This window comes from Pseudoclavibacter sp. RFBG4 (assembly GCF_002931515.1).
Classification (GTDB): domain Bacteria; phylum Actinomycetota; class Actinomycetes; order Actinomycetales; family Microbacteriaceae; genus Pseudoclavibacter.
In genome coordinates this window covers 90,386-109,816 of the sequence record NZ_PSYC01000028.1, presented here as the reverse complement: position 1 = coordinate 109,816, position 19,431 = coordinate 90,386, and the positions used below count along the sequence as shown (strand labels likewise).

The 19,431-nt window shown below is 68.1% G+C and carries 18 protein-coding genes; 13 read left to right on the top strand and 5 right to left on the bottom strand.

What is annotated here, in order from left to right; all coding sequences use genetic code 11:
- The first annotated feature begins 108 nt into the window (after positions 1-108).
- The gene (locus tag C5E10_RS11085) at positions 109-2,283 is read left to right on the top strand and encodes a cell wall-binding repeat-containing protein (protein ID WP_104331682.1); all 2,175 of its coding nucleotides are present in this window, start codon (positions 109-111) and stop codon (positions 2,281-2,283) included.
- 63 nt (positions 2,284-2,346) lie between these two features.
- Here C5E10_RS11085 and C5E10_RS11080 read toward each other — a convergent pair whose 3' ends face one another.
- The gene (locus C5E10_RS11080; RefSeq protein ID WP_104331681.1) at positions 2,347-3,126 is read right to left on the bottom strand and encodes a response regulator; all 780 of its coding nucleotides are present in this window, start codon (positions 3,124-3,126) and stop codon (positions 2,347-2,349) included.
- 43 nt (positions 3,127-3,169) lie between these two features.
- Positions 3,170-4,462, bottom strand: coding sequence for an ATP-binding protein (locus C5E10_RS11075; protein ID WP_258071095.1), 1,293 nt, complete (start codon positions 4,460-4,462; stop codon positions 3,170-3,172).
- Positions 4,463-4,653: 191 nt separating this feature from the next.
- On the opposite strand from C5E10_RS11075, the gene C5E10_RS11070 reads away from it, so the two are divergent.
- The 3 genes from C5E10_RS11070 to C5E10_RS11060 are packed head-to-tail and all read left to right on the top strand — an operon-like array spanning position 4,654 to position 7,854.
- Positions 4,654-5,697, top strand: coding sequence for a tripartite tricarboxylate transporter substrate binding protein (locus C5E10_RS11070; RefSeq protein WP_104331680.1), 1,044 nt, complete (start codon positions 4,654-4,656; stop codon positions 5,695-5,697).
- Positions 5,694-6,323: a tripartite tricarboxylate transporter TctB family protein gene (locus tag C5E10_RS11065; protein ID WP_104331679.1), complete on the top strand. Its 630-nt coding sequence runs from the start codon at positions 5,694-5,696 to the stop codon at positions 6,321-6,323. The genes C5E10_RS11070 and C5E10_RS11065 overlap by 4 nt, the downstream gene beginning before the upstream one ends.
- A 1-nt stretch (position 6,324) precedes the next feature.
- The gene (locus tag C5E10_RS11060; protein WP_104299570.1) at positions 6,325-7,854 is read left to right on the top strand and encodes a tripartite tricarboxylate transporter permease; all 1,530 of its coding nucleotides are present in this window, start codon (positions 6,325-6,327) and stop codon (positions 7,852-7,854) included.
- A gap of 22 nt (positions 7,855-7,876) precedes the next feature.
- On the opposite strand, the gene C5E10_RS11055 is transcribed toward C5E10_RS11060, so the two are convergent.
- On the bottom strand, positions 7,877-8,809 hold the full coding sequence (locus C5E10_RS11055) for a LysR family transcriptional regulator (protein WP_104331678.1): 933 nt from the start codon (positions 8,807-8,809) through the stop codon (positions 7,877-7,879).
- 77 nt (positions 8,810-8,886) lie between these two features.
- Between C5E10_RS11055 and C5E10_RS11050 the strand changes: the two genes are divergently transcribed.
- A complete protein-coding gene (locus C5E10_RS11050; protein ID WP_104240957.1) occupies positions 8,887-10,626 on the top strand; it encodes an L-aspartate oxidase in 1,740 nt (579 codons plus the stop codon).
- A gap of 218 nt (positions 10,627-10,844) precedes the next feature.
- Complete coding sequence (locus C5E10_RS11045; RefSeq protein ID WP_104331677.1) at positions 10,845-11,063, top strand: hypothetical protein; 219 nt, start codon at positions 10,845-10,847, stop codon at positions 11,061-11,063.
- Here the strand turns inward: C5E10_RS11045 and C5E10_RS11040 are convergent.
- The gene (locus C5E10_RS11040; RefSeq protein ID WP_104331676.1) at positions 11,033-12,781 is read right to left on the bottom strand and encodes a BCCT family transporter; all 1,749 of its coding nucleotides are present in this window, start codon (positions 12,779-12,781) and stop codon (positions 11,033-11,035) included. The genes C5E10_RS11045 and C5E10_RS11040 overlap by 31 nt on opposite strands.
- Positions 12,782-12,850: 69 nt before the next feature.
- Positions 12,851-13,795: a flavin reductase gene (locus tag C5E10_RS11035; RefSeq protein WP_104331675.1), complete on the bottom strand. Its 945-nt coding sequence runs from the start codon at positions 13,793-13,795 to the stop codon at positions 12,851-12,853.
- A gap of 117 nt (positions 13,796-13,912) precedes the next feature.
- On the opposite strand from C5E10_RS11035, the gene C5E10_RS11030 reads away from it, so the two are divergent.
- Genes C5E10_RS11030 through C5E10_RS11000 form a run of 7 tightly spaced genes read left to right on the top strand, consistent with a single transcriptional unit; the run spans position 13,913 to position 19,425 of the window.
- Positions 13,913-14,620 (top strand): GntR family transcriptional regulator, encoded by a 708-nt coding sequence (locus C5E10_RS11030; protein WP_104331674.1) that lies wholly within the window; start codon positions 13,913-13,915, stop codon positions 14,618-14,620.
- 53 nt (positions 14,621-14,673) lie between these two features.
- Positions 14,674-15,333 carry an amino acid synthesis family protein gene (locus C5E10_RS11025; RefSeq protein ID WP_104331673.1) on the top strand — a complete coding sequence of 220 codons (660 nt, stop codon included), beginning with the start codon at positions 14,674-14,676 and terminating at the stop codon, positions 15,331-15,333.
- Positions 15,330-15,881 carry an amino acid synthesis family protein gene (locus C5E10_RS11020; protein ID WP_104240962.1) on the top strand — a complete coding sequence of 184 codons (552 nt, stop codon included), beginning with the start codon at positions 15,330-15,332 and terminating at the stop codon, positions 15,879-15,881. Before C5E10_RS11025 ends, C5E10_RS11020 begins: the two co-directional genes overlap by 4 nt.
- A gap of 12 nt (positions 15,882-15,893) precedes the next feature.
- The gene (locus C5E10_RS11015) at positions 15,894-16,667 is read left to right on the top strand and encodes an alpha/beta fold hydrolase (RefSeq protein WP_258071094.1); all 774 of its coding nucleotides are present in this window, start codon (positions 15,894-15,896) and stop codon (positions 16,665-16,667) included.
- Positions 16,660-18,141 (top strand): aldehyde dehydrogenase, encoded by a 1,482-nt coding sequence (locus tag C5E10_RS11010; RefSeq protein ID WP_104331672.1) that lies wholly within the window; start codon positions 16,660-16,662, stop codon positions 18,139-18,141. The genes C5E10_RS11015 and C5E10_RS11010 overlap by 8 nt, the downstream gene beginning before the upstream one ends.
- Positions 18,142-18,147: 6 nt before the next feature.
- Positions 18,148-18,345 (top strand): 2-hydroxymuconate tautomerase, encoded by a 198-nt coding sequence (locus tag C5E10_RS11005; protein ID WP_104240964.1) that lies wholly within the window; start codon positions 18,148-18,150, stop codon positions 18,343-18,345.
- A gap of 36 nt (positions 18,346-18,381) precedes the next feature.
- Entirely contained in the window at positions 18,382-19,425 is a 1,044-nt protein-coding gene (locus tag C5E10_RS11000) for an LLM class flavin-dependent oxidoreductase (protein ID WP_104331671.1), read from the top strand.
- Positions 19,426-19,431 lie beyond the last annotated feature (6 nt).

Below are 19,431 nucleotides of genomic sequence, written 5' to 3'. Positions count from 1 at the left end.
TCCGTGCCAATTCACGTGATTTCACATGCACGAGTGATTTCACCCCGTATTTCACCCTACGATCAGGCCAGGGGGCCACCGCTCGATCAATGAACACGGATGTGACTCATGAAGAAAGCGCTCTCCCTGTCTCTCGCCGCGCTCCTCGCGGCCTCACTGCTGACGTTCCTCGGAACCGGACCAGCCCAGGCGGCGAACTTCGGGACCGTGGGCCAGGACGTCATGTCGCCCGCGAACTACGTCGCCAAGGGCAGCTACGCGACCACGACACCGCAGGGCGCGCCCGTCTCGTCGCTCTCCGCGCAGACGGCCGCGATGGTCGACACGCTGCCCGACCGGTACCTCAGCGACGCCTGGCAGGGGCGGCTCAAGACCTCCACGAACCGCGAGAACTTCACGATCCCCATCTACACGGTCGACAGCTCGAAAGCCGACGCCAACTGGGTGAAGGTGAAGATGCAGAGCTATGCGCTCTACCCGGACATCCACCCCGTCATGGAGGGCCGGGCGACCGCTTCGGCGACCGGGGGCACGTACGGGTTCCAGATCACTCCGTTCGCGACCACCGCGAAGAACTACGGCAAGGTCGTCATCCCGGCGCACGCGCTGCCTGGCGGTCCGATTCCGGGCGGCGACCAGTCGATGACCGTCGTCGACCTCGCCACCGGCATCGTGCGCGGGTACTACGTCGCGGAGAAGCAGAGCGACGGGTCCTGGATGATGGGCGGCGGCTACCTCACCACCCTCAACTCCCCGAAGTCGACGAACTGGTTCGACCAGAACGAGTGGCTCAAGGCGGAGCGGGGCACGAGCTCCGTCGGTGGCGTCATGAACGAGTTCCTCATGGCAGGCGCCGAGGAGATCGCGGCGGGCTCCATCAACCACATCACGAGCTGGACCTTCCCCTCCACGCGTTCGGGCACGGCGATGTGGCCCGCCTACCAGACCGACGGGAAGCTGAGCGAGGCGCATGCCCCGAAGATGGGGCAGCGGTTCTGGATCCCCAACGACGCGGCCACGAACGCGAAGATCGCAGCGCTCGGTCTCTCCAGCTTCGAGAAGGTCGTCGTCAAGAACCTGCAGGAGTACGGCGGCATCGTCACCGACCAGAACTTCTGGACCATGGCGCTCAACCTGCAGCATCCCGTCACCTACACCGCGCAGGGCAAGCCCAACCCGTACCTCCCCGGCGGCATCGTCCACAACAAGCACGGCAGCGTCGACCTCATCAACAAGATCCCGTGGACCCTCACGAAGTGGGGCGAGATCACCTCGAGCACGAAGCTCCCGCAGTTCGGGGCGCCGACCGCCACACCGAAGCCGACCGCAACGCCGAGCCCGACTGCGACCGCCACGCCGACGACGCCGGCAACACCGAGCCCGACGACGGCGCCGGGCGTTGCCGAACGCCTCAGCTCGGCCGACACCTACGCCAACGCGGTCACGGCCTCCGGCAAGGTCAACACGGTTGGCAACAAGCTCGTCATCGCAAGCGGTGAGGGCGGTGTGGAGGCACTCCTCGCGGCCCCCGTCGCCGCCAAGATCAAGGGCAACCTGCTGCTCACGAAGCCCGATGCGCTCCCGTCCAGCATCGCCGCGGAGGTGAAGAGGCTGAAACCCTCGGCGATCTTCGTCATCGGCACGCTCTCGGAGGCGCAGAAGACCGCGCTCGGAAAGCTCACGCCGAGGCTCGAGGTCGTCGTGGCCGCGGACAAGTCGGAGACCGCGTTGGCGGTGGCGAAGCGGTTCTTCCCGAACGATCCCAACGTGTACATCGCCAACAGCGGCAAGGCGACGGAGATCGCCAACGCCTCGGGGAGGGCTACCCTCGCGAAAGCGCCGGTGCTCTTGACTGGGCCGACGCAGAGCAGCGCCAACTTCAAGGCCTACTTCGCAACGGGCAAGGTCACCTCGGCCAGCGTCATCGGCACGGAGGCGTCGCTCTCGGCGACCGTCTTCAGCCAGGTGAAGGCGAAGGTCGCAGCCACGACCCGCGTCAACTCCTCGGACGCGTTCACCGTCAACGCGACGCTCCTGAGCGACTTCGCCGCCGGGAGCATACGTCCGAAGGGGTTCGCGCTCGCGAACGCCGGGAGCTCTGCGGATGCTGCGGTGGCCCTGCTCGTCTCTGCCCGCACCGGGTACCCGCTGGTGCTCGCCAAGCAGACGTGTGTTCCTCAGGGGGCCTGGGCTGTGACCTCGAAGTACCCGGGGGCCAACTCCACCATCGTCGGGACGACGACCGACCTCGTCTCGGGCATCCAGACGAAGCGCTGCGCGTAGGAATCACGGAACGCGCACTGCGTGCGATGCCCATGCAGCAGTGAAGTGCCCATGGCTGGGAGATCAGCGCTCGGGGGAGGGAGACAAGCGGTAGAGCACCTGCGGCCGCCCGCGCTTGCCGTACCGGTGCGCTAGGTCGATCACCCCCGTCTCCACGAGGTGGTCGAGATAGCGCCTCGCCGTCGCGCGAGAGATGTCGCAGGCCTCGGCGACGTCGAGCACCGTGGCGGGGATCACCGGGTCGAGCGCCGCGACGACCCGCTCGAGCGTGACCTGGGCCAGCCCCTTGGGGAGAATCGCGGACTGCGCGGCGCCGGTTCGCGCCGTGCGCGCGAGGCTGCGCGGCACGGCGGGCTGACGAATGCTACCTGTGGCCAGCAGCCGGTCGATCTCACCCTGGCCGAGCGGGCGTTCGCGGTCGCTCTCCGAACTCGCCCGACGCTCGGCGCTGTAGAGGTCGAGGCGCTCCTGCAGGGCCGCCTGCGTGAACGGCTTAATGAGGTAGCCGACGACGTGGGCCGCGAGGGCCTGTCGCACCGTCGTCTGGTCGCGGGACGAGCTGATCACCAGCACATCCGGCACCTTCGCACCGAGCGTTCTGAGCCGGTGCAGGACTTCGACTCCGCTGATGTCGGGCAGTCGCATGTCCAAGAGCATGAGGTCGACCCCGCTCATGCTCTGCGCGAGCGCGGATTCACCGGTGCTGGCGGTGCCCGCGAGCGAGAACCCGGGGATGTCGGTGACGAACCCGCTGTGCAGTGCCCGGGCCCCGCGATCGTCATCGACCACGAGCACGCGGATCGGGCTCGAGGCCGCCCGCGGGCTCTCCTCGGTTCTGCTCATGCCGCTCCCCTCCTCGTTGCAACGCCGACGTCGATGATCCCGGTCATGGCAGCCGCTCGATCTCGAAGGCGAAGCGCGACCCGCCGAGTCGTGACGCCCCGACCTCGATGGCGCCGCGGCGCGACGTGACCGTCCGGCGGACGAGCTCGAGGCCGATGCCCCGGCCGAGTCCGCTTGGGTCGGCCTTGGATGAGAATCCAGGGGCGAAGATACGGCCGCTCGCTTCGGCGTCCAGGCCGGGACCATCGTCGTCGACGAGACCGATGATGCGGCTGTCGCTCTCGCGAAGCGTGCAGAGGACCTGGGATGCGCCCGCCTCGCCAGCATTCCGGCAGAGGTTCGCGATGACGGTCACGACGCCGTCGTCGATGTCCTCGTCGAGCTCGAGATCGAAGCTCGCCTGCGCTCCCAGCTCGTGCAGCTCAGCCCGCACCGCCTGCGTCGTGGCGTCGAGGAGGGGGAGGTGGCGACTCGAATCGGTGCTGTCGGAAGCACCGACCCCTGCCGTCCGAACCGGCACGACCTCGTCGATGTACTCGAGCGCGTCCTGGGTGTCGCCTCTCGAGACGAGGCCGTGGACCACGTGCATGCGTGTGCTGAACTCGTGAGACTGCTCGCGCAGGGCGGTGGTCGTGCGCCGCATCTGCGCGTGCTCGGCGGCGAGCGCGTCGAGTCTGCGGAATCGTCGCTCGACTGCGAAAGCGAGGGCCGAGCTGGCGAGCGTTCCGAGGACGAGTGCGCTGATCGTCCAGGGGAGGAGCTCCCCGAGGGCCTCGGCGCTGTCTTCGGAGATGCTCGACTCGAGCACGCCGACGGCGACCATTCCGATGACGACGCCGTCTGGCCCTACGACGGGGACCTTCGCGCGCAGCGAGGGGCCGGACGCACCTTCCTCCGTGCCGTGGAACGCCTCACCGGCGAGGACGGAGGCGTTGGCCGTCGACACCTGCACGCCGCGCTCGGCGGGGTCCGGATGCGTGATGCGCACGCCCTCGTCGTCGGTGATGACGACGTAGTAGACGCCCGTCGCGTTCTCCACGAGGCTGGCAAGTGGCTGCAGCGCATCGGTGGCCCCGACGAGGTCGTCCGCGTCGGCGAGCGCTGAGGTGGTGCCCGCGCTCGTGACGGCTTCGAGCGCTCCACGCACCTCGTCCAGCTGTGCGAGGCTCGACGCGACTTCATGCACGCGCTCGGCGGTGGTCTCGCGAAGCTCCCTCTCCTGCACGGAGAACGCGATCGCCGCCGTGACCGAGACGGAACCGAGCGTGATGAGACTCGGCACCACGAGCATCCCGAGGCGCACGGCTCGCTGGCTGAGCTTGAACGGCATCGTCATCCCCACTTCCCGCGCCCGTGGCTTCCGGCCTCTGGCTCGAGCCCTCGGCCTGCGCAAACCCACGCGGCGCCTCGTCGCACCGGGCTCGCGAGCACTTATGAGCACAACTCCTCGTGGAGCTCCTCGCATGCGAGCGCGGTGCAATCCTAAGGCGATATTGCGGAGACAACGATGTCCGCGCGAATGGAGCAATGATGATCCGAGAAACGAAGGAGCCGGCGGTGCCGGACGAACCGGGCCGGCAGGCCAAGCCCGGCGGCAGGCGCGTCGTCGGCCGCGTCATCGGCGGGGTCGTGGCCGCCGCATCGATCGCCGTCGCGAGCTTCGGGTCGATCACGTCCGCCGCGGCGGGTCAGGACATCAACGCGTCCATGACGATCATCGCCCCGGCAGCTGCCGGTGGTGGCTGGGACACGGTCGCCCGCGAACTGCAGCAGGCGCAGAAAGCCGAGGGGCTCGTCAACAACGTGCAGGTGGTCAACATGCCAGGGGCTGGCGGAACGATCGCGCTTGGCAACGTCTCCGTGCTCGATGGCGAACCCAACAACCTCCTCGTCGGTGGAACCGGCCTGCTGGCCGCCACCATCCAGTACGACTCCGCGGCGAAGCTCGAAGACGTCACGCCGCTCGCGGTGATGGTCGAGGAGTACGACGTCATCGTCGTCCCAGCCGACTCCCCGTACGAGACCCTCGAGGATCTCGCCACGGCATGGAAGGCCGACCCGAAGTCCATCCCGTGGACCGGCGGTGGCTCGTTCGACCAGCTCGTGGTGACCGACCTCGCGCTGAGTGCAGGCATCGAGCCCGTCGACACCACCTACATCTCATCTGACGGCGGTGGCGAGGCCATCCAGGCGCTCCTCAACGGCACGGCGAAGGCCGCGGCAGGAGGCTACGCAGACAACATCGACCAGATCGAGGCCGGCAGGTTGCGAGCCCTCGCGGTGGTGGCTGAGGAGCCCATCGAAGGCGTCGACATTCCGACAGCCGCCGAGCAGGGCTACGACATCTCGCTCACGAACTGGCGCTCGATCCACGCGCCCTCCGGCTTGAGCGAGGAGCAGACGGACGCCCTCGCCGAACTCGTGGTGCAGACGACGGAGACACCCGAGTGGCAGGAAGCCATCGACAGGTACCACTGGAACGAGCGCCTCATCACGGGCGACGAGCTCGACACGTTCCTCGCTGAAGAGGAACTGCGCATCACGGCGCTCTACGAGGAGATGGGACAATGACGCACCACGCCAACCCGACGGCCGCGTCGGCGGTCATCGGCGGAGACCTGACCTTCGCCGCAGGCCCAAGCAAGACGGCTACCCTCCTCAAGGGGCTGACGATGCCGCTGGTCATCGCAGCCTTCGCCACCTACCTCCTCTACGGCATCTTCACGATGAAGGTGCCAGAGGGGGCCGACTTCCCCGGGCCGCAGTTCTTCCCCGGCCTCATCGCCGCCGGCCTGTACCTCTTCGCGGCTCTGCTCGCGGTCGGTGCCGTCCGTGAGCTGCGCGCGACCGCGGCCTCTTCGTCGACGATGACCGAGGAGGAGCTTCTCGCCCGTGCGCTGGCCGACGACGAGGCGCTTGCTGCAGCCGGCGCAGCAGACGCCCCCCGCAAGGTGCGCGTCGACGTGAAGTCCTTCGCCTGGGTCGTCGGCTCGTTCCTGGTGTTCTCGCTGACGCTCGACCTGCTCGGCTGGGTCATCGCAGCAGCTCTCCTCTTCTGGTGTGTGGCCCGCGGCTTCGGCTCGACGAAGCCAGTGGCGAGCCTCGTCGTGGGGTTCACGCTGAGCTCGCTTGCCTACATCGCCTTCGACATGGCACTCGGCATGTCGCTCCCGTCCGGCATCCTCGGAGGTATCTGACATGGAAACGCTCCAACTCCTCATGGAGGGGTTCGCCGGTGCCCTCACCTGGCAGAACCTCATGTGGGTCTTCGTCGGCTGCCTCCTCGGGACCGCCGTCGGCGTGCTGCCGGGCCTCGGTTCCTCGATGGCGGTCGCCCTCCTGCTGCCCGTCACGTTCTCGCTCGAGCCGACGGCCGCGTTCATCATGTTCGCCGGCGTCTACTTCGGCGGCCTCTTCGGCGACTCGACCATGGGCATCCTGATGAACACGCCAGGCCAGGCGTCGGCCATCGCCTCCACGTTCGAGGGCCACAAGATGGCGCTGAACGGTCGGGCCGCCCAGGCGCTCGCGACGGCCGCCATCGGCGCGTTCATCGGTGGCTTCATCGCCTCGATCGTGGTGGTCTTCCTGGCCCCTGCGCTTGCCGACTTCTCCAGCAGCTTCGGCCCGGCGGAGTTCTTCGCCCTTGCAGTGTTCGCGTTCGCCGCGACCTCAACTGTGGTCACCGACAACGTCGTGAAGGGGCTCACGGCACTGTTCATCGGCCTCGGCATCGCGGTCATCGGCATCGATGGCGTCTCCGGCGCCCCGCGCTTCACGATGGACTCCCCACAGCTGTTCGACGGCATCTCGCTCGTGACCGTGACGGTCGCGGTCCTCGCGCTCGGTGAGGTCATCTACGTCGCCTGCCTCGAGCGGCACGTCAACGACAAGGGCATGATCCGTCCGAAGGGTCGCCCGTGGCTGAGCCGCAAGGAATTCAAGGAGGCAACTCCGGCCTGGCTGCGTGGCACCGTCATCGGTCTCCCGTTCGGCGTGGTGCCGGCCGGTGGCTCCGAGATCCCCACGTTCCTCGCCTTCGGCCTGGAGAAGCGACTGGATGCGCGCCGCAAGGACCCGCAGTTCGGCAAGGGCGCGATCAGGGGCCTCGCAGCCCCGGAGGCCGCTGGCAACGCGACGACGGGTATGGCGATGGGCGCGCTCCTGGCGCTCGGCCTTCCCATCTCGGCGACGGCAGCGATCATGCTCGCCGCGTTCCGTCAGTACGGCCTGCAGCCGGGACCGCTGCTCTTCGACCGCGCCCCCGAGCTGGTCTGGGCGCTGCTCGCGAGCTTCTTCATCGCCATGGTGGTGCTGCTCGTCCTGAACCTGCCGTTCGCGATGCTGTGGGCGAAGCTGCTCCTGATCCCGCGTCCCTACCTGTACGCGGGCATCACGATCTTCTGCGCGCTTGGCATCTACGCCACGTCGGGTTCGACGTTCGACCTGCTCATGCTGCTTGGGGTCGGCCTGCTCGGCTTCCTGATGCGGGCCCTCGACTTCCCGATCGCACCGCTCATCATCGGCATGGTCCTCGGCCCGCTCGCCGAGACGAGCCTGCGAGACGCGGCGATGAGCGCCAATGGCGACTTCTCGGTGCTGGTGCAGGGGCCGATCGCGATCGCGCTCTACACCCTCCTGGCGCTGGTGCTCGCCTTCACCGTGCGCGGCCGCCTGGTGGCTCGCAAGCGCGCGAAGCAGGAGCAGAAGGAGCTCGTGAACAGCTAGTGCGCCGTCCCCAGCAGCAGCCTCACGGCTCCACGCTGCTGGTTCCCGGCGTCTGGCCGACCATGGCGGCGGCGATCGATTCGATCGTCGCCGCCATGGCGCGTGCGGCGCGCGAGAGGGGCACGTCGCTCCGGTGCGCGAGGCTCACGGTGCGCTGCAGGATGGAGCTGGTGAGCCTGGCGGAGCGGAAGCCCGCCCGCCCGCGGATGACCATGGCTGGCACAACCGCAACGCCGAGTCCGAGCTCCACGAAGCGCAGCACCGCATCCATCTCCGGCCCCTCGACCACCACGTTCGGTCGCAGATCGGCCTTGAGGAACGCGGCCTCTGCTGTGGCACGAAGGTCGTAGCCCCGCGAGAAGACCACCTGCGGGGCGGCGGCGAGCTCCTCGAGGGAGATGGTGGCAGAGCGGATCGCCGCGGCCCCGTCGATGGGGGATACCACGACGAGTTCCTCATTGAGCAGCGGCAGCCTGGTGAGGGTGGCTCTCGGGGTCTGCCTGGATTCGGGAGTCGTGATGAGCGCGAGATCGAGCGCGCCTTCCGCGAGCTGCTCGATGAGGCCCTGGGAGCCGCTCTCCGAGACGTGCAGCTCGATGCCGGGATGCGAGGCGTGGAACGACTGCAACGCGTCAGCGACGAGGCTCACGCACAGCGAGGGCGTGGCGCCGAGTCGCACCGTGCCCCGCTTGAGGTCGGTGAGCTCCGCCATCTCGCGCCGCACCGAGTCGGCGTCGGCGAGCATTCGCCGCGCGAGCGGGAGCAGGGATTCGCCGGCGTCGGTGAGCGCGACTCGACCTGGCGTGCGGTTGAAGAGGGGCGCGCCGAGGTCCTGCTCGAGGGTCGAGATCTGTCGGCTCAGCGAGGGCTGCGCGAGGTGCAGCACCTCCGCCGCCCGTGTGAAGTGCCCCAGCGAGGCGACCTCCACGAAGCTCCGCAACTGGTCCAGGTTCATGTCGATAGCCTACGCGCATCAGGACGAACAGGACTATGCATTGGAGTAATCATCGGGTGCTCTCTAACGTTGCTGACATGACCGCGACCAAGTCCATCGAACGCCAGATCTCCACCACCGTGCTCGTCATCGGAACCGGCGGTTCCGGCCTGCGCGCCGCCATCGAAGTCGCCGAGCAGGGTGTCGACGTGCTCGCCGTGGGCAAGCGCCCCAAGCACGACGCCCACACCTCGCTCGCCGCCGGCGGCATCAACGCGGCCCTCGGCACGATGGACGCGGACGACAGCTGGCAGCAGCACGCCGCCGACACCATCAAGGAGAGCTACTGGCTCGCCAACCCGCACACCGTCGAGATCGTGACCCGGGGCGCCGAGCAGGGCATCCGCGACCTCGAGCGCTACGGCATGGGCTTCCAGCGCGAAGGCGACGGCCGCATCTCGCAGCGCTTCTTCGGCGCCCACAAGTTCCGCCGCACCGCCTTCGCCGGCGACTACACGGGCCTCGAGATCCAGCGCTCCCTCGTCGCCCGCACGGAGCAGCTGAACATCCCCATCCTCGACACCGTCTACATCACCCGCATCCTCGTGCGCGACAACGTCGTCTTCGGTGCCTACGGGTTCGACATCAACGACGGCACGAGGTACCTCATCCACGCCGACTCGGTCATCCTCGCCGCCGGCGGGCACAATCGCATCTGGCGCCGCACCTCCTCGCGACGCGACGAGAACACGGGCGACTCGTTCCGCCTCGCCGTCGAAGCCGGCGGACGCCTGCGCGACCCCGAGCTCGTGCAGTTCCACCCTTCAGGCATCATCGAGCCCGAGAACGCGGCTGGCACGCTCGTCTCGGAAGCCGCCCGCGGCGAAGGCGGCATCCTCACGAACGGCCTGGGGGAGCGCTTCATGGAGCGCTACGACCCCGAGCGCATGGAGCTCTCGACACGTGACCGGGTCGCGCTCGCCGCGTACACCGAGATCAAGGAGGGCCGCGGCACCGCGAACGGCGGCGTCTGGCTCGACGTCTCGCACCTGCCCCGCGAGACGATCATGAACCGCCTGCCGCGCATCTACCAGCAGATGCTCGACCTGCAGATGCTCGACATCACCGTCAGCCCGATCGAGATCGCGCCGACCGCCCACTACTCGATGGGTGGCGTGTGGGTTCGCCCCGACGACCACGGCACCGACGTCGACGGGCTCTACGCGATCGGCGAGGCGTCGAGCGGCCTCCACGGCGCGAACCGCCTCGGCGGCAACTCGCTCATCGAGCTGCTCGTCTTCGGCCGCATCGTCGGCCGGGCGGCCGTCGCCCATTCCGAGGGCCTGGATGCGCAGCTCCGGTCTCCGGCAGCCGTCGCGCAGGCGCGCGGCGAGATCGACGAGCTGCTCAGTGCGGACGGTCGTGAGAACGTGCGCGCCCTGCAGCGCGCCATCCGCGACACGATGACCGAGTACGCGGGCGTCGTGCGTGACGAGGAGGGGCTCAAGGCCGGCATCGCGGCGCTCGACGTCATCGAGGCCCGGATGGAGGACGTCGGCATCCACCCAGACATCGCCGGGTTCCAGGACCTCGCGCACGCCTTCGACCTCAAGTCGTCGGCCCTCGCCGCGAGGGCGACCCTGGAGGCCGCCCTGGAGCGTCGCGAGACGCGCGGCTGCCACAACCGCAGCGACTTCCCCGAGCTCGACCCCGCCATGCAGGTCAACCTCGTGTGGTCGCCGGGCGGTGGCATCACCCGGGAGGAGATCCCGCCCGTCCCCGCCGAGATCGCCGAGCTCATCGGCGAAGTCTCCGTGGAGGGCAAGCTCGTCGAATGACGGCGAGCCAGGATCGGACGATCGAGCCCCCCTAGCGAATCGGGAATCCCGGTTCCGAGCTGGGTGTAGACACCGCGGGAGCGAGGAGCGCACAATGAAGTGCTCCATCACTCTCGCGGTGTCCGACCTCGGCTGGTGTGCCTTCGATCGTCAGCAGATGTGAACGCGGTTGCCGTGCATCCACTGTCAGGAACACCCCGATCCCGCAGGAGCCCCTCATGAGCACCGACGACACCTCGAACCCACTGGCACGCAAGACGCCGCTCGGCGGCCGGACGGGGGTGGCGATCGTCGCGATCGTGCCCCTGCTCGCGCTCGCCGCGTTCCTCCTCATCGGCTTCCTCGCGGGTGGATGGGGATGGGCGTGGGTCTTCTTCCTCGCCATCCCCATCTCCGCGATCATCGTCTACGGCGTCGGAGGCAAGAGCGGCCGCTGAGCAGCGGAACCCGGCTGTTCCGGTGCTGCGTCGGCGTCTTTCCTTCGAGCGGGGCCGTGGACGGGCAGTCGAAGGACCCCGGTGCGAAGGTCCTCCCGACGCACGTCCCGCGTGTAATCGAAGTGCGGGTCCTTCTTCAGCTGCATGACCAACGAGACAGCGAGCAGCGCGACGATGACCGTGAAGGGCAGTGCGGAGAGCATCGCCGCCTGCTGCAGCGCCTGCAACCCGCCGGTGAGGAGCAGCAGGGCCGCGCAGAGGCCGGTCAGCGCGCCCCAGAGAGCCAACACCAGCTTCGTCGGCTCGAGCGCGCCGCGGGACGACATCATGCTGAGGACGAACGTGTTCGCGTCAGCGCCGGAGACGAAGAACAACACGACCAGGATGATCGCGACGACCGAGGTGATGCCCACCAGTGGCAGGTTGGAGAGCATCTCGAAGAACGCGGTATTGACATCGGCGCTGGCAGCCTCGCCGATGCTGCCGACCCCGTCCATGTCGAACTTGATCGCCGACCCACCGAAGATGGTGAACCAGGCGAAGAAGACGAGGCTCGGGACGACCATCACGCCGATCACGAACTGGCGAATCGTGCGGCCACGCGAGATCTTCGCGAGGAAGACACCAACGAACGCGCCCCAGCTCAGCCACCAGGCCATCATGAAGTACGTCCACCACTGCATCCACTGCCCGTCCTCTGCCGTGAGCGGGGTTGTGAGGCTCATCGAGAAGAAGTCGCCGAAGTACGCACCCGTCGCCCGGAAGAACAGGTTGGTGATGAAGTTCGTCGGGCCCGCGAAGAAGACGTAGATGGCAAGGAGGATCGAGGCGAGCATCGTGAACTGGCTGATGTACTTGATGCCGCGGTTCACGCCGGACAGCGCGGAGAGCGTGAAGATGACCGTGATGACGGCGATGACGAGGATCTGCGTGAAGGTCTCTGCGGGCAAGCCGAAGACCCGGTTCAGACCCTCGGTGATCTGCGACGCTCCGAGGCCGAGCGAGGTCGTCGTGCCGAACAGCGTCGCGATGATGGCGAAGACATCGATGACGTTGCCGAGCCACCCGTCGACGCGTTTGCCGAGAATCGGTCGCAGCATCGGGGAGACGAGGCCGGTGTTGCCCTTGCGGTGCGTCGAGTAGGCGATAGCGACGCCGAAGACGCCGAACACGGCCCAGGCGTGGGGCCCCCAGTCGAGGTACGAGTACTGCATGGCGACGACCGCGGCCTCGGCGGTGCCCGGATCGGCGAGTGCGTGCGGCGGCAGCACGAAGTGCGAGATCGGCTCGGCGACACCGTAGCTGATGAGCCCGACGCCCATCACGGTCGAGACGATCATGGCGAGCCAGGCCCACGTGGTGAATTCGGGGCGGTCCTCGTCAGCCCCGAGTCTCACCCGTCCGAACCTGCTGCACGCAAGGTAGATGAGCAAGCCGATGCAGCCGGTCGTGACAAGAAGGTACGACCAGCCGACGGTTGCCGAGGCCCAGTTGATGGCTCCCGTCATCGATGCGTTGAGGGTCTCGGGCGACAGCGCCGCCCACGACACGAACGCCAGGATGAGGGCGATCGAAACCCAGAAGACGACGCCGGGACGGTGACGCAGTGCGTCGGCCGCCGCCTGAGCTCGACTCGGGCCGGACGTCGGCTCGAGCCCGTGACCATCGAGTGCGTCGTCATCATGCAGCTCGGGCTTCGGAGGATGGTGAAGAGTCATGGTGTTGCTCCACTTCGGAGGAGGCAGGCCCGGGAGGGCGGAACGGTCATCGCGGTTGTGATGACCTGGTCAGAGCTCTGAGAGCCCTCGTCCATCGAAGAACTTGCCGGCCTTGTACAGAATGGGCGCGTCGTCGGTGGTCGTCGCGTGATGCACGCGGCCGATGAAGATGGTGTGCGTGAGCGCCTGGAAGCGCTCCTTGATCTCGACCTCGATGGAGGCGGAGGAGCCGTCGATGAGCGGGCTGCCTTCTGGCCCTTGGTGCCAGGTGATGTCGGCGAACTTGTCCGGGGACTTGGAGGCGAAGGTCGCGAGCACGTGCTGCTGCTCGCTCGAGAGGATATTGATGCCGAGGTGCGTGGATCTGAAGAGCGAGGGGTAGGTGGACGACGACTTCTGCACGCACACGAGCACGAGCGGCGGGTCGAGCGACACCGAGGAGTAGGCGCTGACGGCGAGTCCGCGTGGCCGGCCCTCCTCGTCCTTCGTCGTGACGACCGTGACGCCGGAGATGAACTGCTTGTTGAAGGCCTTGAGCATGTCGCGCGGGGGAGCTGCGGACTCGTCGGCATAGTCGGCGTCGGCATCCTCGAACGCCGAGTGCAGGGAGGGGAGGCCGAGGTGGGTGAGCAACTCGGCGGAGTCCCAGGTCACGCGTTCGTGCGAGACGAGGCCGTCTCGGAGCGTGCCGCTGTTCGAGCCGTTGGTGATGACGCGCTTGCCCGTCGGAGGGACGTTGCCGAGTGGCTGCGTGAACGTGCCGTCGGAGGTCCAGAAGACGGCGATCGCCTCGTCCTCGACGAGCACACTATCGATGCGCGTGACGAGGTCCGGGAACGCGGCGCGCACCTCGGTGACCTCCTGCTTGAACTCGTCGAGTGCGGACACCCGACCCGATCTTGTGCTCTCGCGCCGATAATCCGTGGTCACGAGGGCTTCGAACGCACCGAAGTCACCCCGATCCCAGACGTCGGACCATGCAGCTGCGACAGCATCTTTGATGTTTGCTTGCATGCAACGGAGCGTAACCCCGCGTTCATGCATGCGTCAACGCTTGGTTGTAAACGTTGTGTTTCCTGAGAAAACTAGGGCTCGTTGACAATTCTGTGGCATGCCAGCTAGCGTTCTTGTATGCAACAGATCATGCCGTTGGGTCTCAGCGATGAGGCGTACGCAGACCTCCCTCTCCTCGAGCGACTCCGCCGTCTCGTAACGAGCGGCACGTACCCACCCGGTGACCCGATGCCGGAGCTCGTGCTGGCGCAGGAGTTCGGCGTGAGCCGCACGCCTATCCGCGAGGCGCTCAAGCAGCTGGAGAACGAGGGCCTCGTCGAGATCCGTCCCCGCGTCGGGACGTTCGTGCGAACCCCCACCCGGCGGGAGATCGTCGAGCTGTTCCAGCTCAAGGAATCGCTGGAAGGGCTGGCCGCCAACCTGCTCGCCCGCCGCGGCCCCACCTCGGAGGTCGCAGCCCTCTCGCGCAACCTCGACGAGAGCGACGCCGCCGCCAAGACCGGCGACACGGCCGAGTACGCCCGCCTCGTGCACGAGTTCCACTGGACCATCGTGCTCGGCGCCGACAACGCGAAGCTCGCTGAGCACTACGAGCGCCTCATGAACCAGCTCGCCTACCACCGCATCGTGCTGCGCACGATCGAGCGCCCCGGCCGTCTGCTCGCCTCCAACCACGAGCACCGCGCGGTTGTGCGCTCGATCGTGGAGAAGGATGCGATCGGCGCGGAGTTCGCCATGCGAACGCACGTCGAGGCGTCGAGCCGCGCAGCGCTCGCGCCGGCAGATCACGGCAACCCGGCCGACAGCGAGTCGATCACCGCCTGAGTCGCCGACGCCCATCCGGGCACACCAGACGTTCGAGGAGACCAGGAGCCACCATGACCACCACCACCGCCACAGCGACCGAGCGTCGCGGCGAGACGCTGCGCGAGCGCGCCGTCGCGCTCGGCGTGCGAAAGATCTCGACTGCCTACGAGGACATCATCTCGGACGGCGGCGTCGACGCCCCGACCGCGATCCGGCAGGCGAGCGCCGTCGCCGTCGTCTGCAACCCGTGGGTCGGGGCAGGGCCCATCGCCGACCTCACGGAGGCCACGTCCGAGATCGCCCCCATCGTCGCCAAGCTCCTCAGCGACCGCCTCCTCGAGGCGCTCGGCGGGGCCGCGAACGTCGAAGCGTTCGGGAAAGCCGCCGTCGTCGGCGTCGACGGCGAGATCGAGCACGCGGGCGCGCTCATCCATACCCCCTACTTCGGCAACCTGCTCCGCGAGTTCCTCGAAGGCACCTCGATCATCTGCTTCTCGGACACGAGAGCCGAGGCCGGTGGCGACCTGCGAGTGCCGCTCTGGCACAAGACCGCCGCGGCAACGCGCAGCCACTACCAGTCGCTCGACGTGCACCTCGCGGATGCGCCTCACCGCGACGAGATCGCGGTCATCGCGGTCGCGTCGTCCGGCCCCCGCCCTCACCCCCGGATCGGAGACCGCACGACCGACGTGAAGGTCACCTCCGACATCCTGAAAGGAATCGCAGCATGAAGGTTCGCAGAGTCATCACCATCGTCGACGAGACGCTCATCGAGGGCGGCCGCACGGTCTCGCCCGCGGCGAGGACCGCGGTTGTTGCCGCCATCATCGAGAACCCATGGGCTGGCCAGGGGTTCGTCGAGGACCTGAGCGCCGGCATCGACGCCGTGGCATCCGAGCTCGGAGCGCTGCTCGCGCCCCGAGTCATGGAGGCGCTCGGAGCACCGCTCGAGGCATACGGGAAGGCCGCGATCATCGGGCTGAACGGCGAGGTCGAGCACGGCTCGGCGCTCATCCACACGCTCAAGTTCGGCGACCACTTCCGGAAGGCGGCGAACGCGAGCACCCTGCTGCCCGCCGTCGAGAAGCGCGGGCCGGCCGGCGTCGCTTTCGACATCCCGCTCAAGCACTTCACCGACGCGACGATCCGGTCGCACCACCAGTCGTTCGAGGTGCGGATCGCGGATGCGCCCCACCCGGACGAGATCCTCGTCGCCCTGGCCGGGGCTGCCCAGGGCCGCCCGCAGCAGCGGCTCGCGGCGCTCTCGACCGAGCTGTAGCGGGGCGCCGACGTGAGCTCGACGCCGACACGCACGCCCATCGTGCTGCTGCACGGGGTGGGGCTCGATCGGACCATGTGGGGCCGCGTCGAGGAGCTGCTCGACCGGCCGACCATCGCCCTCGACCTGCCGGGTCATGGAGCCCAGCCGCGGCTGCGCGGGGCGATGTCGCTCGCCGAGTTCGCGGCCGATGTCGCCGAGCGACTTCCGAGCGGGCAGGTCCACCTCGTGGGCTTCTCGCTCGGGGCGCTCGTCGCCCAGCGAATCGCGAGCCACTCGAACCACCGAGTCCGGTCGCTCGTCTGCGTCAGCTCCGTCTGCAAGCGGACCCCACAGGAGCGCGACGCCGTGCTCGCCCGGCTCGCCTCGGCGCAGACCGACTTCGCAGCGACCGTCGAGCGCTCGCTCGAACGCTGGTACTCGGGGAGCGACGTCGCTCCCGAGACGGTCGACGCGACGAGGCGCGTGCTCGAAGCCAACGACGTCGAGTCGTTCGGGCACGCCTATGAGATCTTCGCGACGGGTGACCGGCAGATCGAAGCTGATCTGTCCTCCATCTCCGTCCCGACCCTCGCCATCACGGGCGAGCTCGACCCCGGCTCGACGCCCGACATGAGCCGCAGGCTCGCGGCCGCCATCCCGGATGCCCGGTCGCACATCGTCGCCGGCGTGCGGCACATGCTTCCCGTCGAAGCGCCCGAGGTCTTCTCGGCGAAGCTGGCGGAGCACATCGAAGACACGGAACTCTCCAACTCCAGGCACCACGAAGGAGCACACCATGACTGACCGCTACGGACATTTCATCGACGGAGGCTGGCGCGATCCCGCCGGCGGCGCCTACTTCGAGAGCATCAACCCCGCGACCCTCGACGTGCTGTACGAGGCGGCGAGGGGCGACGCCGCCGACGTCGAGCTGGCGGTCTCCGCGGCCAGCCGGGCGTTCGAGGCGCCGAGCTGGAGTGGACTCACGGCGACGCAGCGGGGCAAGCTGCTGCGCCGCCTCGGCGACCTGGTGGCCGAGAACGCCGACGAGCTCGCCCGACTGGAGAGCCTCGACAACGGCAAGCTCCTGCGCGAGATGCGCGGCCAGCTCGCGTCACTGCCCGAGTACCTCTACTACTACGGCGGGCTCGCCGACAAGATCCAGGGCTCGCAGATCCCCACCAGCAACCTGCAGATCCTCAACTACACGCAGCACGAGCCGCTCGGCGTGGTCGGCGCGATCACGCCGTGGAACTCCCCGCTGACGCTCACGACCTCGAAGCTCGCGCCTGCGCTGGCAGCCGGCAACACCGTCGTCATCAAGCCGAGCGAGTACACCTCGCGCACGGTGCTCCGCTTCGCCCAGCTCGCGAGCGAGGCCGGGTTCCCCGACGGCGTCGTCAACGTCGTCACGGGTCTCGGCGCAGAGGCGGGCGCGGCGCTCGTCGAGAGCCCCCACATCGCGAAGATCTCCTTCACGGGGTCGACGCGCACGGGCTCGGCCATCGCGGCGAGCGCGGCGGCACGCTTCATCGGATGCACGCTCGAGCTGGGCGGGAAGAGCCCGAACATCGTGTTCGACGACGCGAACATCGAGAACGCGGCGATGGGGGTCATCGCGGGGATCTACGCCGCGGCGGGCCAGACCTGCATCGCCGGGAGCCGCGTCTTCGCGCATCTCTCCGTCTACGACGAGCTGCTCGAGCGCGTCTCCGCTCGCGCGAAGTCCATCGTCATCGGCGACCCGCTCGACGATGCGACCGAACTCGGCCCGCTCGCCTTCAGCGACCAGCTCGAGAAGGTCAGATCGTATGTCGGCATCGGCGTCGACGAGGGCGCGACCCTCTACGCCGGAGGCGGCCGCCCCGACGTGCAGCTCCCCGGCTACTACTTCGAGCCCACCGTGCTGACCGACGTCACCAACAGCATGCGCGTCGTCCGCGAGGAGATCTTCGGGCCCGTCGCCGCGATCATGCCCTTCGACACGGAGGACGAGGTCGTCGGGCTGGCCAACGACACCGAGTTCGGCCTCGCGGCCGGCGTGTGGACGCAGAACCTCGCCCGCGCCCATCGCCTCTCGCGTCGCCTCGACGCAGGCACCATCTGGGTCAACACCTACCGCGCCATGTCGCCCATGTCGCCGAGGCAGGGCTTCAAGAACTCCGGCGTCGGCATCGAGCACGGCATCGAGTCCATGCACGAGTACACGCGCCTCAAGAGCGTGTGGATCAACACCGACGAATCGCCCGTCGCCGACCCGTTCGTGATGCGGGGGTAGGGGCGCATGCCACTCATCGACATCTCCATCGCCAAGGGGCGCACCCCGGAGCAGCTCAGGGCCCTCATCGACGGCGTGCACCGCGTCGCCGAGGAGACCGTGGGCGCCGCACCCGAGAACATCACGGTCGTCATCCGCGAGATCGAGCACGAGCACTGGTCTCGCGGGAACACCACCATCGCGGAACGCGCCGCCCGCCGCTGACGGCAGCAGCACCTCCACTCTCGAAAGGACACGACAATGCGTTTCTCTCTGTTCATCCACATGGAGCGCTGGGACGACTCCGTCAGCACCGAGCAGCTCTTCGCCGAGCTCGTCGAGCTCACGCTCCTGGCCGAGAAGGCCGGCTTCAGCACCGTGTGGATCGGCGAGCACCACTCGATGGAGTACACGATCTCCCCGAGCCCCATGCCGCAGCTCGCGTACCTCGCCGCGGTCACCACGAAGATCCGGCTCGGCGCCGGCACGATCATCGCCCCCTTCTGGAACCCGCTCAGGGTTGCCGGAGAGATGGCCCTGCTCGACGTCATCAGCGGCGGGCGCGCCGAGGTCGGACTGGCGCGCGGCGCGTACCAGTTCGAGTTCGACCGCCTCGCGGGCGGCATGCCAGGCAAGGAGGGCGGCAAGCACCTGCGCGAGCTGATCCCCGCCGTGCGCGAGCTCTGGCAGGGCGACTACGCCCACGACGGCGAGGTCTGGCAGTTCCCCGTCTCCACGAGCGTCCCGAAGCCCGTGCAGCAGCCGACTCCGCCGATGTGGGTCGCGGCCCGCGACCCAGACACGCACGACTTCGCGGTCGCCAACGGCTGCAACGTCATGGTGACGCCGCTCATGAAGGGCGACGAAGAGGTCGCCGACCTCGTGACCAAGTTCGAGACAGCAGTGTCGAACCATCCAGAGGTCGCACGCCCCGAGATCATGGTGCTGCGCCACACCTACGTGCACGAGGAGAGCGACCCAGACGGCTGGCGACCGGCCGCCGAGGGAGTCAACAAGTTCTACCGCACCTTCGACGCCTGGTTCGGAAACAAGACCGACCCCGTCGACGGGTTCCTCGAGCCGAGCCCGGAGGCGAAGTTCTCGGAGCGGCCGGAGTTCACGCCCGAGTCACTGCACAAGACCGCCATGATCGGCACGCCGGACGAGGTCATCGCCCGCCTGCGCGAGTACGAGTCGCTCGGGGTCGACGAGTTCAGCTTCTGGAGCGACAACTCCCTCTCCCACGAGCAGAAGAAGCGCTCGCTCGAGCTGTTCATCGAGCACGTCGTACCCGCCTTCCAGTAGCTCGGG